At 53.6% G+C, this 25,300-nt stretch carries 27 protein-coding genes; 16 read left to right on the top strand and 11 right to left on the bottom strand.

Annotation, left to right across the window (positions count from 1 at the left end):
* Positions 1-1,032 carry an N-acetyl-gamma-glutamyl-phosphate reductase gene (gene argC, locus ACMAY6_RS02070; RefSeq protein WP_435214029.1) on the bottom strand — a complete coding sequence of 344 codons (1,032 nt, stop codon included), beginning with the start codon at positions 1,030-1,032 and terminating at the stop codon, positions 1-3.
* Positions 1,033-1,099: 67 nt separating this feature from the next.
* On the opposite strand from argC, the gene ACMAY6_RS02065 reads away from it, so the two are divergent.
* The 4 genes from ACMAY6_RS02065 (at position 1,100) to ACMAY6_RS02050 (ending at position 4,616) form a co-directional block, all read left to right on the top strand.
* Positions 1,100-1,519 carry a CopD family protein gene (locus ACMAY6_RS02065; protein ID WP_435216091.1) on the top strand — a complete coding sequence of 140 codons (420 nt, stop codon included), beginning with the start codon at positions 1,100-1,102 and terminating at the stop codon, positions 1,517-1,519.
* A gap of 71 nt (positions 1,520-1,590) precedes the next feature.
* Complete coding sequence (gene hemL, locus ACMAY6_RS02060) at positions 1,591-2,871, top strand: glutamate-1-semialdehyde 2,1-aminomutase (protein WP_435214027.1); 1,281 nt, start codon at positions 1,591-1,593, stop codon at positions 2,869-2,871.
* 10 nt (positions 2,872-2,881) lie between these two features.
* On the top strand, positions 2,882-3,886 hold the full coding sequence (gene hemB, locus ACMAY6_RS02055) for a porphobilinogen synthase (protein WP_435214025.1): 1,005 nt from the start codon (positions 2,882-2,884) through the stop codon (positions 3,884-3,886).
* A 22-nt stretch (positions 3,887-3,908) separates the two neighbouring features.
* On the top strand, positions 3,909-4,616 hold the full coding sequence (locus ACMAY6_RS02050; RefSeq protein ID WP_435214023.1) for a delta-aminolevulinic acid dehydratase: 708 nt from the start codon (positions 3,909-3,911) through the stop codon (positions 4,614-4,616).
* On the opposite strand, the gene ACMAY6_RS02045 is transcribed toward ACMAY6_RS02050, so the two are convergent.
* A complete protein-coding gene (locus ACMAY6_RS02045; protein ID WP_435214022.1) occupies positions 4,617-5,195 on the bottom strand; it encodes an NUDIX hydrolase in 579 nt (192 codons plus the stop codon).
* Positions 5,196-5,411: 216 nt separating this feature from the next.
* Between ACMAY6_RS02045 and ACMAY6_RS02040 the strand changes: the two genes are divergently transcribed.
* From ACMAY6_RS02040 to ACMAY6_RS02020, 5 genes are read left to right on the top strand one after another with little or no spacing between them, the layout of a single operon-like run.
* Positions 5,412-6,413, top strand: coding sequence for an adenosine kinase (locus ACMAY6_RS02040; protein WP_435214020.1), 1,002 nt, complete (start codon positions 5,412-5,414; stop codon positions 6,411-6,413).
* Positions 6,414-6,470: 57 nt separating this feature from the next.
* On the top strand, positions 6,471-6,830 hold the full coding sequence (locus ACMAY6_RS02035; protein ID WP_435214018.1) for a pentapeptide repeat-containing protein: 360 nt from the start codon (positions 6,471-6,473) through the stop codon (positions 6,828-6,830).
* A 7-nt stretch (positions 6,831-6,837) separates the two neighbouring features.
* A complete protein-coding gene (locus tag ACMAY6_RS02030) occupies positions 6,838-8,586 on the top strand; it encodes a protein-disulfide reductase DsbD family protein (protein ID WP_435214016.1) in 1,749 nt (582 codons plus the stop codon).
* Complete coding sequence (locus ACMAY6_RS02025; RefSeq protein WP_435214014.1) at positions 8,583-9,077, top strand: copper chaperone PCu(A)C; 495 nt, start codon at positions 8,583-8,585, stop codon at positions 9,075-9,077. Before ACMAY6_RS02030 ends, ACMAY6_RS02025 begins: the two co-directional genes overlap by 4 nt.
* Positions 9,078-9,090: 13 nt before the next feature.
* Entirely contained in the window at positions 9,091-10,155 is a 1,065-nt protein-coding gene (locus ACMAY6_RS02020) for a DUF2333 family protein (RefSeq protein WP_435214013.1), read from the top strand.
* A 177-nt stretch (positions 10,156-10,332) separates the two neighbouring features.
* Here the strand turns inward: ACMAY6_RS02020 and prmA are convergent, their stop codons facing one another.
* The 4 genes from prmA to aroQ are packed head-to-tail and all read right to left on the bottom strand — an operon-like array spanning position 10,333 to position 13,549.
* A complete protein-coding gene (gene prmA / locus ACMAY6_RS02015; protein WP_435214011.1) occupies positions 10,333-11,235 on the bottom strand; it encodes a 50S ribosomal protein L11 methyltransferase in 903 nt (300 codons plus the stop codon).
* Positions 11,232-12,578, bottom strand: coding sequence for an acetyl-CoA carboxylase biotin carboxylase subunit (gene accC, locus ACMAY6_RS02010; RefSeq protein ID WP_435214009.1), 1,347 nt, complete (start codon positions 12,576-12,578; stop codon positions 11,232-11,234). Before accC ends, prmA begins: the two co-directional genes overlap by 4 nt.
* 45 nt (positions 12,579-12,623) lie before the next feature.
* Positions 12,624-13,082 (bottom strand): acetyl-CoA carboxylase biotin carboxyl carrier protein, encoded by a 459-nt coding sequence (accB, locus tag ACMAY6_RS02005; RefSeq protein WP_435214007.1) that lies wholly within the window; start codon positions 13,080-13,082, stop codon positions 12,624-12,626.
* 11 nt (positions 13,083-13,093) lie between these two features.
* Positions 13,094-13,549, bottom strand: a complete 456-nt coding sequence (gene aroQ / locus ACMAY6_RS02000; protein ID WP_435214006.1) for a type II 3-dehydroquinate dehydratase — start codon at positions 13,547-13,549, stop codon at positions 13,094-13,096.
* A 366-nt stretch (positions 13,550-13,915) separates the two neighbouring features.
* On the opposite strand from aroQ, the gene dusB reads away from it, so the two are divergent.
* From dusB to coq7, 5 genes are read left to right on the top strand one after another with little or no spacing between them, the layout of a single operon-like run.
* Positions 13,916-14,890, top strand: coding sequence for a tRNA dihydrouridine synthase DusB (gene dusB / locus ACMAY6_RS01995; protein WP_435216089.1), 975 nt, complete (start codon positions 13,916-13,918; stop codon positions 14,888-14,890).
* Positions 14,887-15,141 carry a DNA-binding transcriptional regulator Fis gene (fis, locus tag ACMAY6_RS01990; protein ID WP_435214004.1) on the top strand — a complete coding sequence of 85 codons (255 nt, stop codon included), beginning with the start codon at positions 14,887-14,889 and terminating at the stop codon, positions 15,139-15,141. Before dusB ends, fis begins: the two co-directional genes overlap by 4 nt.
* A 35-nt stretch (positions 15,142-15,176) precedes the next feature.
* A complete protein-coding gene (gene purH, locus ACMAY6_RS01985) occupies positions 15,177-16,751 on the top strand; it encodes a bifunctional phosphoribosylaminoimidazolecarboxamide formyltransferase/IMP cyclohydrolase (protein ID WP_435214003.1) in 1,575 nt (524 codons plus the stop codon).
* A 21-nt stretch (positions 16,752-16,772) separates the two neighbouring features.
* A complete protein-coding gene (purD, locus tag ACMAY6_RS01980) occupies positions 16,773-18,050 on the top strand; it encodes a phosphoribosylamine--glycine ligase (RefSeq protein ID WP_435214002.1) in 1,278 nt (425 codons plus the stop codon).
* Positions 18,051-18,081: 31 nt separating this feature from the next.
* The gene (coq7, locus tag ACMAY6_RS01975) at positions 18,082-18,726 is read left to right on the top strand and encodes a 2-polyprenyl-3-methyl-6-methoxy-1,4-benzoquinone monooxygenase (protein ID WP_435214000.1); all 645 of its coding nucleotides are present in this window, start codon (positions 18,082-18,084) and stop codon (positions 18,724-18,726) included.
* 35 nt (positions 18,727-18,761) lie between these two features.
* On the opposite strand, the gene ACMAY6_RS01970 is transcribed toward coq7, so the two are convergent.
* Positions 18,762-19,181 carry an OsmC family protein gene (locus tag ACMAY6_RS01970; protein ID WP_435213998.1) on the bottom strand — a complete coding sequence of 140 codons (420 nt, stop codon included), beginning with the start codon at positions 19,179-19,181 and terminating at the stop codon, positions 18,762-18,764.
* 163 nt (positions 19,182-19,344) lie between these two features.
* On the opposite strand from ACMAY6_RS01970, the gene crp reads away from it, so the two are divergent.
* On the top strand, positions 19,345-20,007 hold the full coding sequence (gene crp, locus ACMAY6_RS01965) for a cAMP-activated global transcriptional regulator CRP (protein ID WP_435213996.1): 663 nt from the start codon (positions 19,345-19,347) through the stop codon (positions 20,005-20,007).
* 269 nt (positions 20,008-20,276) lie between these two features.
* Positions 20,277-22,172 carry an acyltransferase family protein gene (locus ACMAY6_RS01960; protein WP_435213994.1) on the top strand — a complete coding sequence of 632 codons (1,896 nt, stop codon included), beginning with the start codon at positions 20,277-20,279 and terminating at the stop codon, positions 22,170-22,172.
* Between the two features lie 206 nt (positions 22,173-22,378).
* On the opposite strand, the gene trpC is transcribed toward ACMAY6_RS01960, so the two are convergent.
* From trpC to ACMAY6_RS01940, 4 genes are read right to left on the bottom strand one after another with little or no spacing between them, the layout of a single operon-like run.
* Positions 22,379-23,194 (bottom strand): indole-3-glycerol phosphate synthase TrpC, encoded by an 816-nt coding sequence (trpC, locus tag ACMAY6_RS01955; protein ID WP_435213992.1) that lies wholly within the window; start codon positions 23,192-23,194, stop codon positions 22,379-22,381.
* Positions 23,191-24,234 (bottom strand): anthranilate phosphoribosyltransferase, encoded by a 1,044-nt coding sequence (gene trpD / locus ACMAY6_RS01950; RefSeq protein ID WP_435213990.1) that lies wholly within the window; start codon positions 24,232-24,234, stop codon positions 23,191-23,193. Before trpD ends, trpC begins: the two co-directional genes overlap by 4 nt.
* A 54-nt stretch (positions 24,235-24,288) precedes the next feature.
* Complete coding sequence (locus ACMAY6_RS01945; RefSeq protein WP_435213988.1) at positions 24,289-24,870, bottom strand: anthranilate synthase component II; 582 nt, start codon at positions 24,868-24,870, stop codon at positions 24,289-24,291.
* Between the two features lie 18 nt (positions 24,871-24,888).
* Complete coding sequence (locus tag ACMAY6_RS01940) at positions 24,889-25,284, bottom strand: hypothetical protein (protein WP_435213987.1); 396 nt, start codon at positions 25,282-25,284, stop codon at positions 24,889-24,891.
* Positions 25,285-25,300 lie beyond the last annotated feature (16 nt).

The raw sequence follows: 25,300 nt of genomic DNA, 5'->3' as shown, positions 1-25,300 counted from the left end.
TCAGGGGGTCACCGAGATAAGTTCAAGGCCCCGTATTTCAGGGAGCCCCAACATAATATTCATAGCCTGCACCGCCTGACCAGAGGCACCCCTAGTGAGATTGTCGATTGCTGCCGTCACGACTACGGTGCTGCGATCCTGAGGTACTGTCACAGACAGCTGGCAGCGGTTGCTGCCGCGCACATACCGAGTATCGGGTTGTTCACCCGCTGGCAGAACGTCAACAAAGGGCTCATCGGCATAGTAAGCCTCAAACAGCCCCTGACAATCCGTAGCCTCGTTTTTCAACTGAGCAAATAGAGTCGCCAGAATGCCTCGACTCATCGGCACCAAATGGGGCACAAAGGTGAGCCGCACCGGCGCATCTGCCAACTGTGTAAGACCCTGTTCTATCTCAGGGAGGTGCCGGTGCCCAGCGACACCATAGGCCTTAAAGCTTTCACTCGCTTCGGTCAAAAGGCTGGGGATTTTTCCTTGTCGACCAGCACCACTAACACCCGAGGCACAACTCGCGATTAATGGCTGTAATTCAACGGCACCCGCCTTCAAAAGTGGTAAAAAACCCAGCTGCACGGCGGTGGGATAACACCCCGGGCAAGCCACCAAGTTGGCATCGACGATAGCGGCTCTGCTGACCTCGGGTAGGCCATAGACCGCGCTTGCACAAAGATCTGGGCTCGTGTGGGGCTCACCGTACCATTGGGACCAAAGGTCAGGGTCTTGCAGGCGATAATCCGCGGACAAGTCGACCACCCGAACCCCTGCCTCAAGCAACTTAGGCACGCTGCGCATAGCAACATTATGGGGGGTGGCGAAGAACACCAGGTCGCAGTCCAGCAGCTCAGGAGAGTCTGGATCGGTAAAAACCAAGTCTGTGTGACCTCGAAGCGTAGGAAAAAGCGCGTCGAGGCGTCGACCAATTTCAGTTCGCGAGGTCACCACCTGGACTGACACATCCGGGTGCTTCAGCAACAGGCGCAGCAATTCGACGCCGGTGTAGCCTGTCGCTCCAATTATTCCTACCTTGACCATGAGATCCCCGTGTTCTGATATGGTAGTGCCCGTAGTAACGAACATTATACGATACGTCGAGGATGCCATGCTCTGGGTTCAGGCCTTACATGTTATTTTTATGGTCTGCTGGTTTGCTGGCCTTTTTTACCTGCCACGCATCTTTGTCTACTACGCACAATCTGACGACGTAACCACGCAACGCACTCTCGCTACCATGGCGCGTAAGCTGTTTAAGTTCGTCACGCCTTTCATGGTGTTAACCGTCATCTTCGGCCTGTGGCGGTTAAGTTTTCAGTGGGAGTATTACCTGAGCTCTAGCTGGATGCAGCTTAAGTTGCTCGGCGTGGCCTTCTTGATCGCCTATCATGTCCAGTGCGGCATCTACATGGGGCGCATCAACCGCGGTGAAGACAATAAATCCCATGTTTTCTATCGATTTTTTAACGAGGCCCCGGTTCTGGTGTTGTTCGCCATTGTTGGCCTGGTTTACCTGCGGCCGTTTTAATTGAGTACTTTCTGGACGCGTCCAGCCCTGCGATAATATCTCGCCACTAATCCAAATAAAGCTGAGTTGTTATGAACCGATCTGAAGCCTTGTTCGAGCGCGCCAAAAATACGATACCCGGGGGAGTGAACTCACCCGTGCGCGCCTTTAAAGCCGTAGGGGGAACCCCGCGCTTCATGGATCGCTCCGACGGCGCTTATATTTGGGACGCGGATGGCCAGCGCTACATTGATTACGTGTTGTCATGGGGCCCCATGATCATGGGGCATAATCATCCCGAAGTGCGAGAAGCCGTTATCAAAGCCGCTGAAACGGGCTTAAGTTTTGGCTGCCCCACTGAAATTGAGTGCGAGGTCGCTGAACTGATTATTGATTATGTACCCAGTGTAGAGCTGGTGCGCATGTGCAGCTCGGGCACTGAGGCCACTATGAGCGCTCTTAGGCTGGCACGAGGGGCAACCGGCCGGGACAAAATCGTCAAGTTTGAAGGGTGTTATCACGGGCATTCTGACTCGCTGCTCATAAAAGCAGGGTCGGGCGCCCTAACCTTTGGGGTACCCAGTTCTCCCGGGGTGCCCGAGGTTTTGGCTCAGCACACCATTACGCTGCCCTTTAATGACATCGACGCACTCGGGGTCGCTTTTGAGGAGATGGGCTCCGAGCTTGCCTGCGTCATCATTGAACCCATAACCGGTAACATGAATTGCATCCTACCTGAGCCAGGTTTTCTCGAAACTCTGCGCGAACTCTGCACGCAACATGGCGTGATATTGATTTTCGATGAGGTGATGACAGGCTTTCGCTTTGGCACGCAATGCGCTCAAGGTTGGTTGGGCATCACGCCTGACCTCACCTGCTTCGGAAAGGTGATTGGCGGCGGCATGCCCGTTGGCGCTTTTGGAGGCCGTCGAGATATTATGGAGCACATTTCGCCGCTAGGTCCGGTCTATCAGGCGGGGACCTTGTCGGGCAACCCAGTCGCCATGGCTGCAGGCCTCACCTGCCTGCAAATTATTGGCCGTGATGGCTTCTATGACGCTCCTTTCCGGCATACCGAACAGCTGGTTCAGGGTATGCAGGGCGCCGCAGATAAAGCGGGGGTTCCCTTCACCACCAACCACGCGGGCACCATGTTCGGCGGGTTTTTCACCGACGAACCCAAGGTCACCCAATACACTCAGGTGATCAACAGTGATACCGAGCGCTTTAGCCAGTTTTTCCACAGCATGCTCGACAGCGGCATCTATTTGGCGCCAGCATCCTTCGAGGCGGGTTTTATGTCCGCAGCACACAGTGATGCTGATATCGAAGCCACCATAGACGCTGCCGCAAAAGCATTTGCCAGTTTGTAAGGAGACCAATATGACCACGGCAAGAGGACCGTTTCCACAGACCCGCATGCGCCGCCTTCGAGCCCAACCCTTTTCCCGGGCGCTGGTTTCCGAGAATACGCTGACGGCGCAAGATCTTATTTATCCGGTGTTTGTTTTAGAAGGCGAGCAACAGACCGAAGTTATTGCTTCAATGCCCGGTATCGAGCGACTCAGCGTTGACCTGCTGATTGAGCAAGCGCGAGAGGCCGTTGATCTTGGCGTGTCGGCCTTTGCGCTTTTTCCCGTTGTGGGAGCCGAGCATAAGTCGCTGCAGGCTGAAGCCGCTTGGGATCCTAACGGTTTGGTACAACGTACCGTGGCAGCACTCAAACACGCAGTGCCAGAACTCGGCATTATGACTGACGTCGCACTCGACCCCTACACGACCCACGGTCAAGACGGCATTATTGACGACACGGGCTATGTGCTTAACGACGTCACAACCGAGACGCTCGTCAAACAAGCACTGTCCCACGCGGCTGCGGGCGCTGACTGTGTCGCCCCCTCGGATATGATGGATGGCAGAATTGGGGCGATCCGTAATGCTCTAGAGCATGCCGGCCACGTCAATACGCTGATCATGGCCTATGCCGCCAAATACGCCTCCAGTTACTACGGCCCATTTCGCGATGCGGTGGGCTCAGCAGGCAACCTCAAGGGCGGTGATAAGAAAACCTATCAGATGGATCCGGCTAATCTTAATGAGGCCATACATGAGTGCGCCCTCGACCTTAACGAGGGCGCCGACATGATTATGGTGAAGCCGGGCATGCCCTATCTCGATGTGGTGCGACGCGTCAAAGATGAGCTATGCGCTCCGACCTTTGCGTATCAGGTCAGTGGCGAATACGCCATGCACCAAGCGGCCTTTGCTCAGGGATGGCTCGACCGCGACACCGTGACACTGGAGTCTTTGCTAGCCTTCAAACGCGCTGGGGCCGATGGCATCTTGACCTATTTTGCTTTAGAAGCCGCACGGCTCCTCAAAAAGTGATCTCAAGGCAGGATTGACCGCCGTGACCCGTGGGCTGTTAGCAACGACCTCAGTGTTGATACACCTCATAGCTGTCGCTGCACTTTTGTGGGCGCACCTTGGATTAGCCGACGAGAGCACCAATGAAAATCCGATTGCTGTCTGCTCCTGCCTTTGGCAGGGCAGTTTCACCGAGGTCGCCAACGACGCCGACCTTATTATGCTTGGAGCGGTAACCGAACATCGGGGCAATGCGGCGGACTTTGCCATTGAAGAAATATTTCGCGGGCCCGACTGGCACACCACTGTGCGCGTTTGGCTGAAAGCCAGAGACTATTGCCGACCCGATAGTGAAAACTTCCCGGTGGGTAGCCGCTGGGTGCTTGCGCTGCAACACATCGATAAGCTCCCCCAAAATGCCTTCGATCCCTCGACACCCAATATAAGTTACGGACGCCTCGATGACTGGGTCCTCTCCAGCTGCGGCGGCTATTTTCTCCAAGCTCATGGCGGGACCGTTAGCGGAAATCTTATCCCCGGAACCCCCCGCTGGGATTTTGACCCTGACATGAACCCGGTTCTGATCGACTTACTTCGCAGCCATTTACTGGGCAACATGGGGGTAGAAACTTTAAAGAATGCGGCTCAAGAGGACCCCGAGGCCCGAGCGTTGATACTAAACACTCGCAGCTTTTTACGCGGACAAGACACGCTCTTAATCGAGGACAGCGACCCTAGCACCCCACCGTAACTATTGCTCAACCGCCTCGATCAATTCATCGATCATCATGAGCGATAAGCCCCAAATACGGTTGTCCCGGTAAACATACGAATCGGACTCTACCTGCGTTCCCCGCCACTCCCACTTCAAGGGAACACGGTTATTGCGCTCCATTAAGAAACTTAAGGGTACCGAAACCACCCCGTCGACTTCATAGTTCAAATCGAGCTCGGGTAATGTTTCAACCCTGTAAATAAAGGGGGCCACCAACATTTCGGGACGGTCTGCTCGCCAGCCGGTATTGACCTCACCGAGGGCACACACGGCAAAACCCAATGCATCAAGATCGAGGGCAATTTCCTCACGGGTTTCACGGATTGCGCAAAAGCGATCGTCGATGTCCTCAGGGTCCCGCCGACCTCCGGGAAACGCCATATGCCCCGACCAGGGGTCACCCTCCCGCTTGGCGCGACGAATCATCAACAGACAGAGCTCCCCATCGCACTCATGCAAAACAATCGCAACCGCGGCACGGCGAGTGACCTCACCATAAGAGCGATTGGGTTTTTCGTATTGCTGCAGACGTGGCATGAGCTGTTTGTAGACCAAGGGTACTAATCTCTCTCGTGGGTAAAATGCGGCAAAAAAACGCGACTCATAAACTTTTGATCTGAAAAAAGTGCGCCCAGTTTACACGCCTTAGCCGCGGTGCGGTGCTGTCGGTGGAAATGTGAAGATGACAGCAATACCTCGTGCCTACGGGGTCTTAAGCAACGACATCGGTTATCATCGGCATTCCGATTTACCGACTCAAGGACAACACCAGTGACGCAATACTCTGTTTATGCCATTGGAGCCGCATTGGTCGACACCGAAATTCAAGTGAACGATAACGAATTAGGCGCGATGGCTGTAGAAAAGGGGGTCATGACTTTGGTTGATCCAGAGCGCCAAAACGAACTGCTAAATCACCTCGAGGGCCATTTGGTCGGCGCCAGCCATGCTTCCGGGGGCAGCGCTGGTAACAGCATGATTGCCACCGCCCTATTTGGCGCACCTACATTCATGAGCTGCAAAGTAGCTGACGATGCCGACGGTGACATTTATCTCGCTGATCTCGAGGCCTCTGGTGTCGCGCACAGCCTTAGGGACAAGCGCGGCGGTGGAACGACCGGCAAGTGCCTCGTGCTCATCACCCCAGATGCCGAGCGCAGCATGAACACCTTTTTGGGGGTGTCAGAGACTTTATCTATTGCTGAAGTCGATGATCAGGCGATTGCAGCATCCGACTGGGTCTATTTGGAGGGCTACCTTGTCACATCCCCTACCGGACACGAAGCAGCGCTGCACACTCGCAAGGTTGCCGAAGCCAACAACGTAAAAACTGCCATCAGCTTTTCTGACCCGGGTATGGTCATGTATTTCAGAGAGAATATGGAAAAGCTGGTGGGTGGTGGTGTCGATTTGGTCTTCTGCAATGAAGTCGAGGCCCTCGAGTGGGGTGGTACTGACAATTTAGATGAAGCCATGGAGGCCATCAAAAAAGTGGCCAAGAGTTTCGTAGTCACTTTGGGCGCCAAGGGCGCTATCGCTTTCGATGGCAGTCAATCCTTCACAATCAATGCACACACCGTGGAGGCCCTCAACACCAACGGCGCTGGAGATATGTTTGCCGGCGCTTTTTTGTATGCCCTGTCACGAGGGGAAGGTTTTGGACGGGCTGGAGAATTTGCAGTCCGCGCCGCTGGAGAAGTCGTAAAATACTTTGGGCCACGCTTGCAGGCCGAGGGCTACCCCAAACTGCGCCGCGAATTTTTCGGCGATTGAACAGCCACTGGCTGAGTTGAAATTGAACGCAGCAGATTTAATAAAGAGACCGAAACCATGAATGAACAAACCACCAAGCCCGCCATTAAGCCCGACCCGCTCTACCAAATGCTGCGACACGAGGACGTGGATGCCTTCAACGCAAGTCGCGACACGATGGATACCAGCCATCTTAAAAGTGGCGATTACCGAGGTCGCGATCTCCGCAAATTAAATGCGGCAGGATTAGATTTCTCCAACGCCTATTTTCGCAATGCCGATCTCTCCGGCATCGATTTTCGCGAGACCAATCTTCTAGGAGCAAGTCTGATGGACGCCAAAGTCTCGGGCGTCTATTTTCCTGAATCGCTTAGTCCCGAAGAAATCCGCCTGTCCTTAGAAACTGGCACCCGCCTGCGTTACGAACAAAAGAGCTAAATCATTCATGGCCATCTTCAAGCCTCAAGGTTTTTTTCTAGGACTGCTGCTTTGTTTGCCCCTGCTGGCACAGGGCCAAGGGTTAGGCGGACTCGTGGCGCAGTCCGATACATTTTTACCGGTTGAGGAAGCTTATCAACTGGAAGTGGAGGTTGTGTCAGAGCAAGAAATTCGCTTGTACTGGCAGATCGAAGATGCCTATTACCTTTATCAACACCGATTTAAAGCCAAATTACAGGACGAGCAGGGGGTCATAAATACCACCTTCGAATTTTCCCCCGCGCTAGACAAGAATGATGAGTTTTTTGGTGATGTCAGTGTTTACTACAGCTCTGCCGATATTCGGCTGCTGGCCGACACGGGTTTTTCCGAGACGCGACTGTCGATCACCTCTCAGGGCTGCGCTGATGCAGGGCTTTGTTATCCACCACACACCGAACACTTCATCGTCAATGGCCAAACGGGTGCCGTTGTGGCGGACGATGGCAGCACCGCAGTGGCAGCAAAGGCCGCTGGTGGGGCTGAAAAATCTGGAGATCCACAAAGCAGCCGCTCCGATCCATCCCTTTGGGTAGCACTGCTCTTCGCCTTTTTGGGCGGCATTATCTTAAATGCCATGCCCTGCGTTTTCCCAATTTTGTCCCTCAAAGTGTTGGGGTTTGCCACCGGCGATCCCAGCACCCATCACCGCCATACTTGGTGGTACTTCATAGGTGTGGTCGTCAGCTTTATAGCCGTCGCCAGCCTCCTGATGACACTGCAAAGTATGGGCTCTGCCATTGGCTGGGGGTTTCAACTGCAATCACCCGGCTTTGTCATTGCCCTCGCCTATTTGTTCACGGCTATGGGCTTGTCGCTATCAGGCATGGTGCAATTCGGCGGCAATTTGATGAACCTTGGTGGCAGCCTGGCGACCCAGGGCGGGAACCGCGGCAGCTTTTTCACTGGGGTTCTCGCGGTCGTCGTGGCCAGCCCTTGCACGGCGCCTTTTATGGGGTCAGCTTTGGGCTTTGCCCTGACTCAACCAGCGCCGATTGCTCTGGCGGTCTTCGCCGCTTTGGGCGCAGGTATGGCAAGCCCCATGGTACTTCTCAGCTACAGCACCATAGCGCGACGGGTTCTACCCCGTCCCGGTGCGTGGATGGAAACTCTCAAAGAACTGTTAGCTTTTCCCCTCTATGCCACTGCGGTTTGGCTCCTTTGGGTAGCTGGGAAGCAGGCCGGGGTCGATACCATGGCGACAGCACTCGGGGGGTTGGTCATGCTGGCGCTGGGCCTATGGCTTTACCGTGGAAGTAAGCTTCGCCGTTTCATCGCCTTGCTGTGCATTGGCCTCGCACTGGTCCTCGCAACGTTGCGAGGACCCGAATCAGACGCTGGAACTGAAGCTCGGCGGGAAGGAACGGTTGTATGGTCAGAAACAACCCTTCAAGGTCTGCGTGATGAGGGCGTTCCCGTCTTTGTCGATGTGACCGCCGACTGGTGTATTACTTGCCTCGCTAATGAGCAGGCAGTCTTATTTACCGACGCGATGACCGCGGCATTTGAAGAGCGTGGCGTGGTTTATATGGTCGCCGACTGGACTCAGTATGACCCGGTCATTGGGACGTTTGTGAATAGCCATGGTCGCAGCGGCATACCTCTTTATGTCATGTACCCGCCCAACGACGCGCCCTTTATATTGCCCCAACTACTCACCCCCGGAATCGTGCGCGATGCACTTGATCGCGTCTCCAGTGCAGGAACTGAAAAATGACTACAGCGACTTCACGCATTCAAAGAGCCATTGGTTCTGCGCCACACCAAACCGCGAGGTGGCTGCTAGTGGCGCTCAGTGTCTGCATTAGCCCAATGTCCTATGCTCAAATGAACCTCGATCGCCTCTGGGTACGCGCCATGCCGCCCACCCAAACTATGACCGCCGCTTATGGTCAACTTACCAACTTAGCCGATGCCCCCCTGACCATAACGGGCGCCAGCTCAGATATTGCAGCCGATACAACACTGCACGAAAGCCGCCAGACCGGTGATCGCATGACAATGGTGGCCGTCACCGATAAGACGTTGGCCCCCGGTGAGGTGCTAGAGCTCAAGCCCGGAGGTTTCCATCTGATGCTAATGGGCATCAAGGTGATGCCGGCCGAGGGCTCGGAGGTGGAAATTTGTGTGCTAAGCGGCGAGGATAGAGCCTGCGCAATCGCAAACGTGCAACGGGATGCCGACAGCATGAACCATCACCATCACTGAGGAGTTCAGCCTGATGTCTGTAATCGCCCGGATTCGTAGTTTCTTTCAGCAGGCCAAAGACGCTTTGGTTTTGTCGGGTTTTCTGAAAACAGACAGTCCCACGAGTAAAGTCGTCGCCGGGGTCGGTGCCCTCTATGTGATCATCATCATTGTATTGGGGATCTGGTGGAGTGCGGCACCACCCGCTTTTGACATGCGGTTGAAAACTCAAAACCATGCAGCAACCAGCGGACAGCCCTTGGTTCCCGGGAGTGCGACCACCCTCGCACTGATCGAAGTCATTGATACCTTGTTGGAAAAAGACGGGGGCTACACCCACAACGACCTACTGCCGCCGGGCTTGTTCATGGACAACATGCCCAACTGGGAATACGGCGTGCTCGTGCAGTCACGAGATCTTGCTAGGGCACTGCGCGAAGTTTTGAGTCGCTCGCAAAGCCAGTCCCGTGAAGATGTCGATCTGACGCTCGCTGAACCAAGAATCAACTTTCAATCAGATAGCTGGATACTCCCAGCCTCTGAACGGGAGTACCGCAGCGCTAATAAATATCTGAAAGCCTACCTAGCGCGTCTCCCTGAGAGGGGCTCAGAAGGCGCCCAGTTCTATGCCCGTGCCGACAACTTGGGGTTTTGGCTGGGGATGATTGAAAAGCGTTTAGGCAGCCTTTCCCAGCGCTTATCGGCCAGTGTGGGGCAGCGGCGTCTCAATACGGATTTAGCAGGGGAACCTACTGCAGCGGCTGCAACCGATGATCCCGAGGACGAAGAAATCAAAACGCCATGGTCGGAGGTTGACGATGTCTTTTATGAAAGCCGCGGGGCCGCATGGGCATTAATCCATTTTTTAAAAGGTGCTGAAATCGATTTTGCCAGCGTCTTGGAAAAGAAAAATGCCCGGGTCAGTTTGCAGCAAATCATTAGAGAGCTAGAGGCAACACAAGCAACCGTGTGGAGCCCCATTATTTTGAATGGCTCGGGCTTTGGCCTCTGGGCTAACCACTCATTGGTTATGGCCAACTATATTTCACGGGCAAACGCCGCTCTCATTGACCTGCGCGAGTTATTGGCTCAAGGCTAACTCAACGCCCGTGGGCATCAAGCGATCGCAGCATGGCTCTGCTTTTACAATACTCACTAACCCCAAACATAGAATTTGAGATTAGTGTGACCGAAGCAAACGCGTTATAACCGGCGGGCAGCGCTGTAGAAACCTATGGGTAACATCTATCGAGAAAAAAGGTGAACCTTGGAGGCGTCACTCAAGTAGCTTTTCACCCGCTAGTAATGTCCAACCCTCCTTTTCTTGCACTACTGTCAGACTTACCCGGGGCTTGTAAGCGGCAATTAGGCCTGCCGCCTGCTCACTGAGCAGGCCCGCCAAAATCAAACGGCCCCCGGGCTTCATCAAATCTATCAACGTCGGTGCCAGCGCCTCCAAAGGGCCTGCGAGTATATTGGCAACCACTAGCTCAACGGGTCGCAGGCGCGCCTTAGCATTTGTCTGAGATACCAAAAACACGTCAAGCTGTTCCTCAGCAATCGCATTGCGCTGGGCGTTATCAAGTGTGGCGGTTACCGCCTGCGGATCATTGTCGACAGCGAAGGCTTTGGCAGCCCCCAGCTTCAAACCGGCAATCGCCAAAATACCAGAGCCACAGCCGTAATCGATAAGGTTCACTCCGGGCTTAATACTGGCGTCGAGTTCAGCCAAGCACATTGCCGTGGTGGGATGTGTACCCGTACCAAACGCCAGACCCGGATCCAAATTGATGTTGACGGCGTTCGGGTCGGGGGGCTCGCACCAACTTGGGCAGATCCAAAGCCGATCACCCATTTGTAAGGGTTCAAAGTCTGCCATCCACGCGCGTTCCCAGTCTTGATCAGGAACAAATTTGGCTTCCCCGGCCGACGCGGTCACCCACTGTGATGGCACGTCAGCCAAAACCTGAGAAAGATCGAGGCCTGTCTCGAACAACGCCACCAGTTTGATGTTTTGCCACAGGGGTGTCTCACCGGGGCCCGGCTCAAGCAACGGCTCGTCGGCGTTGTCCTCTAAGGTCACCGCGAGGGCGCCCTGCTCAAACAACCAGCCCTCAAGACTGTCGATATGTTTGGGAGTGGTATTGAACCGCAGCTCTTGCCAGCCGGCGTCGGTCAATGCTCGTGTTCCAATTTACTCTCTAGGTAATGGATGCTAACGCCACCCGCCATAAACGAGGGGTCAACAACCAACTCCCTGTGCAACGCGGCATTGGTGCGGATACCCTCAACGACCAACTCATCGAGAGCCTGGCGCATTTTTACAAGCGCCCCAGCGCGGGTTTCTCCGTGGGTAATCAACTTACCTATTAGGCTGTCGTAGTGGGGCGGAACTGTATAGCCACTGTAAACATGGGAATCCACCCGAACTCCCGGTCCACCAGGGGCATGAAACGTATTGATTCTGCCGGGAGATGGCAAGAAATTTCGCGGGTCCTCGGCATTGATTCGGCACTCCAAAGCGTGGCCGTTAAACACCACGTCTTCCTGGCGAATCGAAAGCTTCTCGCCAGAGGCAATCAGCAATTGCTCCCTGACAATATCCACCCCGGTAATCATCTCGGTGACTGGATGTTCTACCTGAACTCGCGTGTTCATCTCGATGAAGTAAAAACCGCCATCCTCGTATAAAAACTCAAAGGTACCCGCACCGCGGTAACCAATATCGATACACGCTTTGACACAAGCCTCACCGATTTCGGCGCGCAGCTTCTCATCGATGCCGGGGGCAGGCGCCTCTTCAATAACTTTCTGGTGCCGCCGCTGCAACGAGCAGTCACGGTCACCGAGGTGAACGGCATTGCCTTGACCATCCGCAAGCACCTGAATCTCGACGTGACGAGGTCGCTGAAGGAATTTCTCGATGTACACCACCGGTGATCCGAAGGCCGCCTTGGCCTCAGACTGAGTCACTTGAATCGAGCTGAGCAGAACCTCCTCGTTATGAACCACCCGCATACCGCGGCCGCCACCACCTGCCGCAGCTTTTACGATAACGGGATAACCAATATCTCGAGCAATACGCAAAATCTCGTCAGGATCCTCGGGAATAGCCCCCTCTGAACCGGGAACCGTTGGCACACCAGAGCGTTGCATTTGATGTTTTGCCGATACTTTGTCACCCATCAGGCGAATGGTTTCTGCGGTGGGACCAATAAACACGAAACCACTTTTCTCGACCTGCTCAGCAAAATCGGCATTTTCCGATAAAAATCCATAGCCGGGATGAATGGCATCGGTGTTCGTCACCTCAGCCACGCTAATAATTGCAGGCACGTTTAAATAACTCAGCGTTGAGTTTGGCGGTCCGATACAAACGGCTTGGTCAGCAAGACGGACATGCTTCAGCTCACGATCTGCCGTGGAATGCACTGCAACCGTCTCAATACCCAACTCTCGGCAGGCGCGCAGGATTCGAAGGGCAATTTCGCCACGATTGGCGATCAAAACTCTCTCTAACATCAATTGATTCCTCTCGGTCGATAGCGCACAGGGCTACCTCCAGGGTCAGGCAATGGTGATGAGGGGTTGGTCAAACTCTACCGGCTCGCCATCGGAAACGTGAATAGCGGTTACCGTGCCGGCTCGATCAGCCTCGATTTGGTTCATCATCTTCATGGCCTCAACAATGCACAGGACGTCCCCGACCCGTACCGTCTGGCCTACCTCGACGAAAGCGCCGGCCTCTGGACTGGGAGAGCGGTAAAAGGTACCCACCATCGGCGACAACACCGCGTTATCTGTGGAAATTGTCTCCGCGACCGGCTCTGCCGCCGCAGGCGCGGCCGCAGGTGCTGGAGCCGCCGGTGCAGGCATGGCAACCGGTGGCGCATAGCTTGCACCCAAGTGGGCGGCATGACTGTTGCGACTTATGCGCACCGACTCCTCACCCTCAATAATTTCGATTTCGTCAATATCTGACTCTTCCAACAGCTCAATCAATTTTTTGACTTTGCGGATATCCATAGTAACGGTCCTCAAGCAGGCTTAAGTTTTGAAGAGATTTGTTTTAAGGCCCCGGCGAGGGCGCAGTCGTAACCGAAACTGCCTAAGCCGCAGATGACACCTTCGGCAATATCAGACAGGTAGCTGTGCTGGCGAAAAGCTTCCCGGGCATGAGGGTTGGATATATGCACCTCAATGAACGGGATAGCCACCCCCAATAGGGCGTCGCGCAAGGCAATACTCGTGTGAGTCAATGCAGCAGGGTTGATAATGATAAAACGCGTTTCGGCTGCCGGTGCACTGTGAATGATATCTATTAGCTCGTGTTCGGCATTACTTTGAATGCAAGAAATGGAAGCGCCTGCACGCTCCGCTTCAACGCGCAGCCTAGCCGTAATCGTCTCCAGAGATTCGCTCCCGTAACGATCAGGCTCTCGTGACCCCAACAAATTTAGGTTGGGACCATTAATTAACAAAATATCAGACATCTCGACAATTCGCTGCTAGTTCACGTCAGTTATATTGCTTTTCGGCGCATTCTGAACCATACGACTCGACCTGTCTAATGGATTGGCACAAATGCAGATGTCCGTTTAGATCAACCAGCACAAGCAGTGATCATATGTTTGCCACGCACAACTGATCAAAATTTAACCTTTCCGCTTCATCCTTGCGCCATTGCGCTGTATGCTTTGCGGCCCCAGTTAGCACTCTGGTGAGAGTTTGTGGCTAATACGCCAACCCCAAAAGCAATCTGTTCCTCTTCGTATCATACTGAGGATGCGGGCAGCGCTGTGCCTGCAAGTTTACGCATTGGCGCCTTGAAACTGGCGAATCCGGTGGTTCTCGCGCCCATGGCTGGCGTCACTGACCTACCATTGCGTGAGCTTTGTGTTGGTCTAGGTGCCGGCATGGCAGTGGCAGAAATGCTGACCTCCGATCCCAAACTAGCGACGTCGCGCAAGTCATCATTGCGTCGCTGCCACAACGCCCAAAGCGGGCTTCGATCCGTTCAAATTGTTGGCAGCGAAGCCCAACAGCTCGCCGAGGCCGCAAGACGCAATGCCGATGACGGTGCTGATATTATTGACATCAACATGGGCTGCCCGGCGAAAAAAGTTTGTAAAAAAGCCGCAGGCTCTGCCCTTCTGGCCGATGAGCGGCGGGTGGAGGAAATTTTAAAGGCCGTAGTTTCTGCGGTTGATGTACCCGTCACTCTTAAAATTCGTACGGGCGTTTCACCACAGCAGCGCAACGGGGTTGCCATCGCGAAAATTGCAGAAGATGCAGGTATTCAGATGCTCACTGTCCACGGCAGAACCCGAGCCGATCGATTTAAAGGCGAGGCAGAATATCGCACGATCGCGGCTATCGTCGATGCTGTGGGCATCCCCGTGTTGGCCAATGGCGATATCACCACTCCAACAAAGGCGCTTGCGGTGCTGGAGCAGACCGGTGCCGCAGGGGTCATGATTGGCCGAGCAGCCTTAGGTCGCCCTTGGCTACCAGGCGCCATCGCTCAAACGTTATCTGGGGCAAGTGCCATACAGCCCTCACAGGCTGAACGCTTTTTGCAAATGCGCACACACCTAACCGCTCTGCATGATTTCTACGGTAACTTCATGGGTGTACGAATTGCCCGGAAACACGTGGGCTGGTTTTTTGACGCGATTGAGGCCGATCTACCCAGCACCTTTTTAAGCTGGAAGCGGCACTTCAATGCGTTGGAAAATACCGAAGCTCAGCAGGTCCTTCTCCAAACGCTGGAAAGCCACTGCCAAAATAGCCATAGCGCATCTCCCTGCCAAGATAACGGGCTTGCCGCGTGACCTCCGATAATGAAACCGCCCCACCACGCCCCCTTCGCGAAAGTGCCAAGGAGAGCATTACCCACTACTTTGAGCAACTTGACGGCGCAACTTGCACTGATCTGCACGCGTTGGTTCTTGCTCAGGTCGAAGAACCCCTTCTCCGTGCCGTTCTTCAGGAGACCGGGGGCAACCAAAGTAAAGCCGCCGCAATGTTAGGCCTGAACCGAGGCACGCTGCGTAAAAAACTCCGCCAGTACCATCTCATTTAAAGCATTTAACCTTTCCCTTTAGGACCCTTCACATCATGACTGAGTCACATCTAGCCCCTGTACGCCGCGCCCTTATCAGCGTTTCTGACAAGACCGGCATCGTTGAGTTCGCTCAGGCACTCATCGATCGTCACGTGGCTTTACTGTCTACTGGAGGAACCTGCAAACTGCTTCGGGAAGCTGGGCTGCCCGTTACCGAAGTTTCTGATCACACCGGTTTTCCTGAGATGATGGACGGACGTGTCAAGACACTGCACCCCACCATCCACGGCGGTATTTTAGGGCGTCGCGGTACTGACGATGGTGTTATGGCCAGCCATGATATTGCCCCTATCGATATGGTTGTGGTTAATCTGTATCCCTTCGAAGCAACCGTTGCTCGCCCAGACTGTAGCCTCGAAGATGCTATTGAAAATATCGATATCGGCGGACCCACCATGGTTCGTGCTGCTGCAAAGAATCACCGTGACGTAACCATCGTCGTCGACGCCGGCGACTATGCCTGCCTGATAGAAGAGCTCGACGCCAACAACAACGCCATTAGATACGAAACTCGCTTTGATCTGGCTATTAAAGCCTATGAACATACGGCGCATTATGACGGCGCAATTGCCAACTACTTTGGCCAGCAGCTTGGTAATGGGAGCCAGGGTTTTCCCCGCACCCTTAACCTGCAGCTCGTCAAAGCCGAAACCATGCGCTACGGCGAAAACCCTCACCAGCAAGCCGCTTTTTATAAAGAGCACTCGCCGCAGGAAGTCGGCATTGCCACCGCCACTCAGCTGCAGGGTAAGGCTCTGTCTTACAATAATGTTGCTGATACTGACGCCGCCCTAGAGTGCGTCAAAAATTTTGAGGAACCGGCCTGTGTCATTGTAAAGCACGCCAACCCGTGTGGGGTTGCGGTATCGGACTCTCTCGGTGAAGCCTACGACCTCGCTTTTAACACCGACCCCGAGTCTGCCTTTGGCGGTATTATTGCGTTTAACCGCGAATTGGACGCTGCCACAGCCCAAGTCATTGTTGACCGACAATTTGTTGAGGTCATTATTGCGCCAGAGATCAATGCCGCAGCATTGCCGGTGATCGCGGAGAAGAAAAATATCCGTGTTCTTCAAACTGGCCAGTGGGCCCCTCCCGTCGGCGCCCAAGACTTCAAGCGCGTCAACGGAGGATTGTTGGTGCAAGATCGTGATGACGGCATGATTACGCGCGACGACCTGCAAGTCGTCAGTAAGCGTCAACCGACTGAGCAAGAGTGGCTCGATTTGCTGTTTGCCTGGAAGGTAGCCAAATTTGTGAAGTCGAATGCCATCATTTATGCCGCCAACAATCGAACGATTGGCGTTGGTGCAGGACAAATGTCCCGCGTCAATTCGGCGCGCATTGCGGCGATTAAAGCGGAGCACGCCAACCTTGAGGTTCAGGGTGCCATCATGGCATCGGATGCTTTCTTCCCTTTTCGCGATGGGATCGACAATGCGGCGGAACGCGGTATCGCTGCGGTGATTCAGCCCGGCGGCTCAATTCGCGATGAAGAAATTATTGCCGCCGCGGACGAAGCCGGTATGGCGATGGTCTTCACGGGCATGCGGCACTTCCGTCACTAACCGGCAACGAGGAGCCTGAAGATGAATATTCTGGTTGTGGGCAGTGGTGGCCGCGAACATGCGTTGTGCTGGAAGCTTGCCCAGGCGACCCACGTTGATCATGTTTATGCAGCACCGGGTAACGCAGGGACAGCGGGGGAATCCGGGGTCACTAACGTTGCCTTGGACGTCATGGACTTTGACGGATTAGCGAGCTTTGCCAAAAGCCATGACATTGCGCTGACAGTGATCGGCCCTGAGGCGCCTTTGGTGGGTGGAATTGTTAATGACTTTAGAGCTCGCGGACTCGCCTGCTTTGGACCTAGCAAAGCGGCGGCGCAATTAGAGGGCTCCAAGGCGTTCACCAAGGATTTTCTGGCCCGTCACAATATTCCAACCGGCGACTATGCCAACTTCACCGAGCTTGAGCCCGCCCTAGCCTACCTGCGTGCTCATGGCGCACCCATAGTCATAAAAGCTGACGGTCTCGCGGCGGGAAAAGGCGTTATCGTCGCCGAAACACTGGCCCAAGCTGAAGAGGCAGTCACTGATATGCTGTCGGGCAATGCCTTTGGCGAGGCAGGTTGCCGAGTAGTCATAGAGGAATTCCTAGCAGGGGAAGAAGCCAGCTTCATCGTGATTGCAGATGGCCAACACGCGCTGCCTATGGCCAGTAGCCAGGATCATAAACGTATTGGAGAAGGCGACACTGGCCCAAATACCGGCGGTATGGGTGCCTATTCGCCAGCGCCGGTCGTAACGCCCGCCATCCATGAACGCATTATGCATGAAGTCATCAACCCAACATTGGCGGGCATGGCTGCGGACGGCATGCCCTACACCGGCTTTTTATACGCGGGACTCATGATCGACGCGTTGGGCAACCCACGGGTGATCGAATTTAACTGCCGCTTTGGGGACCCAGAGACACAACCCATTATGATGCGACTGCAAAGTGACCTCGATACCCTCTGTCTTGCCGCACTCGCCGGAAATTTGAGCGCCACAACCGCTGAGTGGGATGACCGAGCTGCCCTGGGGGTCGTGCTTGCGGCCGAGGGCTACCCGGGAAGCTACCCCAAGGGCGCAATTATTGAGGGACTGACCGACGCTAACTCTGACGGGGTAAAAGTCTTTCACGCCGGCACCGAAAATAAAGACGGCGTTTATCACACCAGTGGAGGCAGGGTCTTGTGTGTGACCGCTTTAGGGGTGGATATTCGCTCTGCGCAAACGTCAGCCTATGATGCCGCCCACAAAATCCAATGGCCCGGAAAAACCCTGCGACGGGATATTGGCTGGCGAGCGATAGATCGCTAGAGTAAGAACATTAGAACATGAGTATCTCGTTATGAGTCAACGTGAACTGACCACCGTCGACCGACTGCTGGTTGAGGTCGATGGCATGCTTAAAACCCTCGCACGCCGCGGCGCCTCTGCAATGCGACCCTCCCCAGCGGCTGGGCACAGTGACGGTGCGCTGTCTGATCGGGAGCGCAAGCATTCTGGCGGGCTCATGCGGGTCAACCACACGGGGGAAGTCTGTGCTCAGGCGCTGTATCAGGGGCAGGCCATGACCGCCAAGTCAGCCGGCACCCGAACCGAGATGCAAGAAGCCGCCCAAGAGGAAATCGACCACTTAGTCTGGTGCGAGGAGCGCTTAGAAGAGCTAGGCACTCGGCCCAGCGTGCTCAACCCTCTTTTTTATGGTGCCTCGCTAGCCATGGGAGCGGCTGCCGGCTTGGTCGGAGACAGCGTTAGTTTGGGGTTTGTCCACGCTACGGAAGAGCGTGTCGCAAGCCATCTGCGTAGCCATCTCAAAACATTGCCTGAAACCGACCGAAAGTCGCAGCTCATTCTTCAAACAATGCTTGAAGATGAGGAACGTCACGGAGAAAACGCTCTGAAAGCCGGTGGGCTTGAACTGCCGCAACCCGTGAAGCGCGCCATGACTCAAGCCTCTAAACTGATGACGACCAGCACTTACTGGATTTAGTCAGTCTCAATCTGTTCGCCATGGCACTGGAGTGTTTAGGCTTCTTCCACAGCGAAACTGTGGGATACCCGCACCCCAGCCTTCGACAACATAATGGATGCCGAACAGTATTTTTCTGCGGAAAGCTCAACCGCACGCCGAACTTGGCTTTCCTTGACGCCATGACCCGTCACTACGAAATGTAAGTTCATCGACTCGAAGACCGCAGGCACTGCATCAACGCGCTCCGCCTGAAGCTCAACGCGACAATCAGTGACTTGCTGCCTAGACTTCTTGAGCATGGCAATGACATCGTAAATAGCACAGCCGCCGGTACCCAAAAGCAGCATTTCCATGGGTCTGAGAGACTGATTTCGCCCCCCTAGATCCTCAGGACCATCCATAACCACTGTATGCCCGCTACCTGACTCGGCTACAAACATCGCGCCATCCATCCACTTCACCGTACCCTTCATCGCCCTGACACTCCTTGCTATTACTGCGTAAAACACTGTTTAAACGACTATTTAAGCCATGATAACCGGTTCAGAGATTACCGTAATAAGCGCCGATTAACCGTTGAGAATCGATGATTATTAGCTCAGACTGCAAAAAGCATACTGTGAAGGAAGTCCCAGAATGAAAGCTGAAGTCCTACGCCAGATCCCAGAGGTCGAGAACTTCTTAAGACAATGTGAGCGCATTACATTTAAGCAACGTCAAGCGATTGTTAAACAGGGTGATCCCAGCGACTCAATTTATTTAATTTTGGAGGGCTCGGTTTCAGTCGTAATCGATGGCGATGACGATGATGCACACCAAGAGATGGTCGTCAGCTATTTAAACCCTGGAGACTTTTTCGGCGAAATGGGTTTGTTTGGTGAAGAGTTTCGCACAGCGAATTTAGTCGCCAGGGTCCCTGTGGAGGTCGCTCGTATTAGTTATGAGCGCTTTCATCAAGTGCGCAGCAGCTATCCTGACATTTTGTTTGTACTGGCGACTCAGATTGGCCATCGCTTGCGAACTACGACTCGAAAATTGACCGACCTGGCTTTTGTCGATGTTGCGGGACGAATTGCACAAACCTTAAACGACCTGACGAGGGAACCCGATGCCATGACACACCCAGAGGGAATGCAGATTCGCATCACTCGTCAGGAACTAGGCAAGATTGTGGGCTGCTCCAGAGAAATGGCTGGCAGAGTACTCAAAGCCCTGCGCCAAGACGGGCTCATCGAAGTCTCAGGAAAAACGATTGTGGTGTTGCGGGAGCCCCACGCCCAACAACCCGCTCCTGAATAAATTCGGTATTTGGTTGCCGTACTCCCCTCAAACTAAAGATCCAGCTTGTGGCTTTTTTCAGGAGCTCCTCATTGGCAATAGGCTAGTCATAAAGTAACCATGGCATAAAGCCATCGGAACCTAACAAACGTCATGCTAATTTTGACCCAACAATCACCATCACGTCTTGTAAGCCCATATACCGTCCGATTTAACATAACGAACGCTTGGGGACTGTTTCCGTTATCGTGCCCCCTCCGAATCACCGCCTTTCACGACGTCGCTGCAACATGACCGCGTTTTATGCCCCCCATATTGACGGACTTCGAGGAATTGCCGTTTTAGCCATACTGCTCTTTCACCTTGGCATTCCTGGTGCACAGAGCGGATTCTTGGGCGTGGATATATTTTTTGTCATATCAGGCTATCTCATCACAGGACAAATTAGTCGGCAGTTCAAGCAACATCAATTCTCGTTCCCAAACTTTTATTTGCGACGAGCCCGTCGCCTGCTGCCGGCGCTTTTTGTAACCCTGGTGATTACGCTGATTACCGGTTTCTTTTTGCTGCCACCTAACGATCTAACGCTGCTCGGAAAGTCAGTATTGGCCACTGAGTTTTTCTATTCCAACGTTTATTTCTGGATGACATCAGGATATTTTTCAGACATTTCCCAGAGCAATATTCTGCTTCACACCTGGTCTCTTGCACTCGAAGAGCAGTTCTACCTAATCTGGCCACTTTTGGTTGTCGGGCTGTTAAAGGGGCTGCAAACAGCAGGGCTCAAATGGACAATGCTGTCACTGCTGATAGCTTCGACGATCGCCAGCAGCTGGGCAGCTTTCAGCATGCCTGAAGCCGCTTTTTATTTGCTGCCTTTTCGTTTTCACGAATTCCTTATTGGGGGCCTCGCCTATCAGGTTGGCGCCACCCAAGCCCATCGATTAAATCGCATTGGCTCCACTGGAATGACCACCGCAGGTGCCATCTTGCTGCTAGGCTCCTTTATGGCCATTAATGAGAACACGGCATTTCCCGGTCTGGCTTCACTGGCCCCAACTGTAGGCACTGCCCTGCTGCTACTGAGCTCTCCCATGGGACTAAGTCGCACAATATTGATGTCGACACCGCTTCGACACATAGGCCTTGCGTCTTATTCCATTTACCTTGTGCACTGGCCCTTGATAGCTTTCACCCAAAATTTGACCGAAGTACCCACTGGTGTCGCCACTGGCATAACTTTATTTACGGCATCGATTGTTTTGGGCTACGCGTCATATCGATTGGTTGAGAGCCCATTTAGGAACCGATATACCGCCGTATACCAACCAAGAATTTTCCTGCCTCTGGCATTCACAGGCTTTTTATTACTCACGGCAGTAACGGCAGTGACTGTATCGCAACGCGGGTTCCCCGAGCGTTTCGCTTTGACCCCACAAATGACCCAGGAAGATCTTCTAGCACAGCGAGAACGGTATTGGGCCGGGTTTGGCAGTAATAATGAAAGTAAACTGCAGGTTACTAATAACCCCGACTATGTATTGGTCGTGGGTAATTCACACGCGCAAGATCTTGTTTACGCCCTTAGGCAAAACGATTTTCAGGGCAATTTTAAAACCCTCTTTACCTCTTTTAAGTGCTTCAATTTTGGTGTGGGTACAGAGGAGGTCGACGACCCAATGTGTAGTGCAGCGCGAGAGCAGCTGCTGCGCAGCGAGCTGCTTAAAGGCGCGGCAAAAATATACCTTCATGAGGACTTCAACGGCGAGTGGATAAGTGACCTCGTCACCTTTTTTAGCCACTTAAGAACCGTCACCAAGGCTCCTATTTATTTGTTCGGACCTCGACTGACCTTTAAGCGTAGCGTGTTGGGGATCGCGCTGGATCATGGCAGCTCGCTAGGCTTATCTCAGTACGCACGCTCCCAGTCGTTCCTCACTGAGCGCAAAGAGCTCAACTCGAAATTGCTGGGTGCCTTCGAGGCTTTTGGTCTCGCGGGGCAAGACATTTTTTACGTCGATACGCTCAGGGCGCAATGTGGCAAAAACTACGACGAGTGCGGCATTTTATCGCCTAAAACTCGAGAATTTTTATACTTCGACAACTCCCACCTCACAAAACTCGGTGCCCGGGAGTTTGGTGCAGCCTTAAAAATCACCCGCCCCGACATTTACCCAACACCCTGATACAGGCAGGCACCTTGAGCGCTTTAGAGCAAGCCGGCTTGGCAGGTGATCATGAAAAATGGGTTCACCACGGCTTTTTTTAGGGCCGAAGCCCAAATAGCAAGCCGCGGGTTAAGCACCGACCACTTGCGCGCCGCGTCACTAACGGCACAACTTTACGGGCGGGAACAGTTAGTCAGCCCGTTCGATCAGGGCTAACCAAACCCCTACCCATCAATGTTAAACAGACGATGTAACTCAACTCCGGGGTCTTGAGCCCGCATGAACGCCTCACCTACCAGGAAGGTATCTACGCCTTGTGCACGCATGCGGCTAACGTCTTCGGTAGTGTGAATACCGCTCTCAGTCACTACCTGAATGTGATCAGGGATATCGGGCAATAAATTAAGTGTGGTAGCCAAGTCGGTTTCAAAGGTATGCAAATCGCGATTATTGATGCCGATCAACTCTGGGTTGAGCTGCAGGGCTTCCTGAAGCTCGGATCGGTCATGAACCTCGATTAATGTGTCGATCCCGGCCTCTTGAGCAACACCCGCAAGCTCCTGTAACTGAGCAAACTCGAGGCAGGACACGATCAGAAGAATGGCATCTGCCCCCAGCGCTCGGGCTTCCCATATTTGATAAGGATCTATGGTGAAGTCCTTGCGAATCACGGGCAGTGAACACGCACTTCGCGCCTGTGTTAAGTAGGCATCTGCACCTTGAAAAAAGTCGATATCCGTCAGCACAGACAAACAAGCGGCACCACCGGCTTCGTAACTCGCCGCAATTTCAGCGGGTTTGAAGTCACGCCGAATAACGCCTTTACTCGGACTCGCCTTTTTGACCTCTGCAATGACGGCCGGCTGACCCTCAGCACGACGACGCTTTAACGCTCCAATAAAACCCCGTGTTGGTGCGGCGTCAACCGCACGACCTGTCACTGCCGCCAAATCTTGGCTGCGCTTGCGATCGCTCACCTCTTCGATTTTTCGATCGATAATTTTTTTCAGAACCGTTGGTGTCTTTAGTTTTCCGCTCATGATGCATCAGCCCGTAACTGGTGGTTAAAAGTCACGAATGCCTCGAGCTTATCAAAGGCAGCACCCGAATTAATCGCATCATCGGCCGCGGCAACCCCCGCCCTCAACGTTTTGACCACACCAGACACATAAATGGCTGCGCCAGCATTGAGCGCAATAATGGAGCGCGCCCGCTCGGCACTCTCACCAGCCCCTAAAGACAGCGCCGACCTAATCAATTCGGCAGACTCCTGGGCTGAGCTTACTCCCAAGCCGGCAAGATCGGAGTGCCCGTGGCCATAATCATTGGGGTCAATCTGAAAACGTTCGACCACCCCGTCGCGCATTTCCCAAACTGCGGTAGGCGCCGCGATAGAAATTTCATCCAGACCATCATTACTACTGAGTACGAGTGCATGCTGACTACCCAGTTTGCTGAGCGACTCAGCTATCGATTGACAAAGCTCGGCGCTAAACACTCCTAAAACTTGCCGCTCTACGTGAGCCGGGTTGGTCAGCGGTCCTAAAATATTGAACAAGGTCCGCATTCCCAGATCCTTCCTGGGACCTATGGCGTGCTTCATGGCGCCGTGGTGCGCAGGCGCAAACATAAAACCCAGACCGACCGTCTCAATGCTCTGCGCAATCTCGCTTGGTGAGAGGTCAAGAGGTGCACCCAAGGTTTCCAGTACATCTGAAGAGCCGCTTGAGCTGGACACGGACCGGTTGCCATGTTTTGCCACGCGGCCACCTGCTGCGGCGACAACGAAGCTTGCTGCGGTAGAAACATTAAACAAATTTGCGCCATCGCCCCCCGTACCCACGAGGTCTACTAGGTGCTCTTGAGAAACCTGCACGCGGGTTACCAAACTGCGCATCACCTCTGCCGCTCCTACGATCTCATCGATCGTCTCCCCTTTCATACGCAGGGCTATCAAAAATGCGCCGATTTGAGCGGGTGTCGCTGCTCCGGTCATAACCTCAGTCATAACCGTTCGCATATCATCTCGCGACAACGACTGCCCCTCGGCCAGTTTTTGCAACGCTTGTTTAATATTCATCACTACAACATCAGTCCTGAATTTAGGGATGGCCTTTTCCGGTCAGATCTAGCGTCATACACGGTCTAAAAAGTTTTGCAGCAGTGCGTGGCCATGCTCGGAAAGAATCGATTCTGGGTGAAACTGTACACCTTCAACCGCCAATTCACGATGGCGTATGCCCATAATAGCCTCGCGATCACCCGCGTCAGTCTCAGTCCATGCCGTTATTTCAAGACACTCTGGTAGGGAGTCCTCAGCCACCACAAGACTGTGATAGCGCGTCGCATTAAACGGGCTGGGCAAATTTTTAAAAACACCCTGACCTTTGTGATGGACAGCGCTGGTTTTACCGTGCATCACTTTATCTGCTCGCACGACCTCACCACCGAACACGGCGCCTATCGACTGCTGCCCTAAACAGACGCCAAAGATGGGGAGCTTTTCGGAAAAATGGTCGATCACTTGCATGGATATTCCGGCTTCTTTTGGCGAGCAAGGACCCGGAGAAATACAAATGCCCGCAGGGGCAAGCTGTTCAATACCGGCAAGATCAATTTCATCATTACGATAAACCTCAACCTCAGCGCCCAACTCCCAAAGGTATTGAACAATGTTCCAGGTAAACGAATCGTAGTTGTCGAGCATTAAAATCATCGGGGGACAGCGCTCCAGTTAACGCATAAACAGCTTTTCTGCAGCAATTGAACGAATCGCATTAAGCTCTAAATCGTTCTGGCAAGTTAGGGTCACTTTTAAACGTTCAGACTCGCCATATCGCTGCTCATTTTCAAAATCTTTTTTACTGCCCAAAATGCTCCGGAAGAATTGCTCGATTGCTAGGGCATATTCTAGAGACAGGGCGTAAAGATTCTCCAACAAAATATTGACCCCTTTAGCGTTCCGAAAATCGCGACCGATAGTTTCAAACTGCCCAGGCGCCACCATTCCCACGCCCCCATGAACAACTTGAGAACCAGTATCCAAAAAACTTGGCTTAACAGCCATGGGTAAGCCACCAGTATAGGCATCAAAGAACTGGGCCGCATAACTCATGGCTTTCTGATGCATCTGTAATCCCTGAAAA

It is taken from the genome of Luminiphilus sp. nBUS_16 (assembly GCF_051201645.1).
GTDB lineage: Bacteria > Pseudomonadota > Gammaproteobacteria > Pseudomonadales > Halieaceae > Luminiphilus.
This window is presented reverse-complemented; position numbering and strand designations above follow the sequence as displayed.

Excerpts from the sequence above, each read along its gene's own strand:
- argC (WP_435214029.1), bottom strand. The coding sequence starts at position 1,032 with ATGGTCAAGGTAGGAATAATTGGAGCGACAGGCTACACCGGCGTCGAA.
- ACMAY6_RS02065 (WP_435216091.1), top strand. The coding sequence starts at position 1,100 with ATGCTCTGGGTTCAGGCCTTACATGTTATTTTTATGGTCTGCTGGTTT.
- ACMAY6_RS01945 (WP_435213988.1), bottom strand. The coding sequence starts at position 24,870 with ATGATTTTAATGCTCGACAACTACGATTCGTTTACCTGGAACATTGTT.
- aroQ (WP_435214006.1), bottom strand. The coding sequence starts at position 13,549 with ATGTCTGATATTTTGTTAATTAATGGTCCCAACCTAAATTTGTTGGGG.
- accC (WP_435214009.1), bottom strand. The coding sequence starts at position 12,578 with ATGTTAGAGAGAGTTTTGATCGCCAATCGTGGCGAAATTGCCCTTCGA.
- purD (WP_435214002.1), top strand. The coding sequence starts at position 16,773 with ATGAATATTCTGGTTGTGGGCAGTGGTGGCCGCGAACATGCGTTGTGC.
- ACMAY6_RS02030 (WP_435214016.1), top strand. The coding sequence starts at position 6,838 with ATGGCCATCTTCAAGCCTCAAGGTTTTTTTCTAGGACTGCTGCTTTGT.
- purH (WP_435214003.1), top strand. The coding sequence starts at position 15,177 with ATGACTGAGTCACATCTAGCCCCTGTACGCCGCGCCCTTATCAGCGTT.
- trpD (WP_435213990.1), bottom strand. The coding sequence starts at position 24,234 with ATGAATATTAAACAAGCGTTGCAAAAACTGGCCGAGGGGCAGTCGTTG.
- dusB (WP_435216089.1), top strand. The coding sequence starts at position 13,916 with ATGGCTGGCGTCACTGACCTACCATTGCGTGAGCTTTGTGTTGGTCTA.
- trpC (WP_435213992.1), bottom strand. The coding sequence starts at position 23,194 with ATGAGCGGAAAACTAAAGACACCAACGGTTCTGAAAAAAATTATCGAT.
- ACMAY6_RS01960 (WP_435213994.1), top strand. The coding sequence starts at position 20,277 with ATGACCGCGTTTTATGCCCCCCATATTGACGGACTTCGAGGAATTGCC.
- hemB (WP_435214025.1), top strand. The coding sequence starts at position 2,882 with ATGACCACGGCAAGAGGACCGTTTCCACAGACCCGCATGCGCCGCCTT.
- ACMAY6_RS01940 (WP_435213987.1), bottom strand. The coding sequence starts at position 25,284 with ATGCATCAGAAAGCCATGAGTTATGCGGCCCAGTTCTTTGATGCCTAT.
- hemL (WP_435214027.1), top strand. The coding sequence starts at position 1,591 with ATGAACCGATCTGAAGCCTTGTTCGAGCGCGCCAAAAATACGATACCC.
- coq7 (WP_435214000.1), top strand. The coding sequence starts at position 18,082 with ATGAGTCAACGTGAACTGACCACCGTCGACCGACTGCTGGTTGAGGTC.
- ACMAY6_RS02035 (WP_435214018.1), top strand. The coding sequence starts at position 6,471 with ATGAATGAACAAACCACCAAGCCCGCCATTAAGCCCGACCCGCTCTAC.
- ACMAY6_RS02025 (WP_435214014.1), top strand. The coding sequence starts at position 8,583 with ATGACTACAGCGACTTCACGCATTCAAAGAGCCATTGGTTCTGCGCCA.
- accB (WP_435214007.1), bottom strand. The coding sequence starts at position 13,082 with ATGGATATCCGCAAAGTCAAAAAATTGATTGAGCTGTTGGAAGAGTCA.
- ACMAY6_RS02020 (WP_435214013.1), top strand. The coding sequence starts at position 9,091 with ATGTCTGTAATCGCCCGGATTCGTAGTTTCTTTCAGCAGGCCAAAGAC.
- crp (WP_435213996.1), top strand. The coding sequence starts at position 19,345 with ATGAAAGCTGAAGTCCTACGCCAGATCCCAGAGGTCGAGAACTTCTTA.
- ACMAY6_RS01970 (WP_435213998.1), bottom strand. The coding sequence starts at position 19,181 with ATGAAGGGTACGGTGAAGTGGATGGATGGCGCGATGTTTGTAGCCGAG.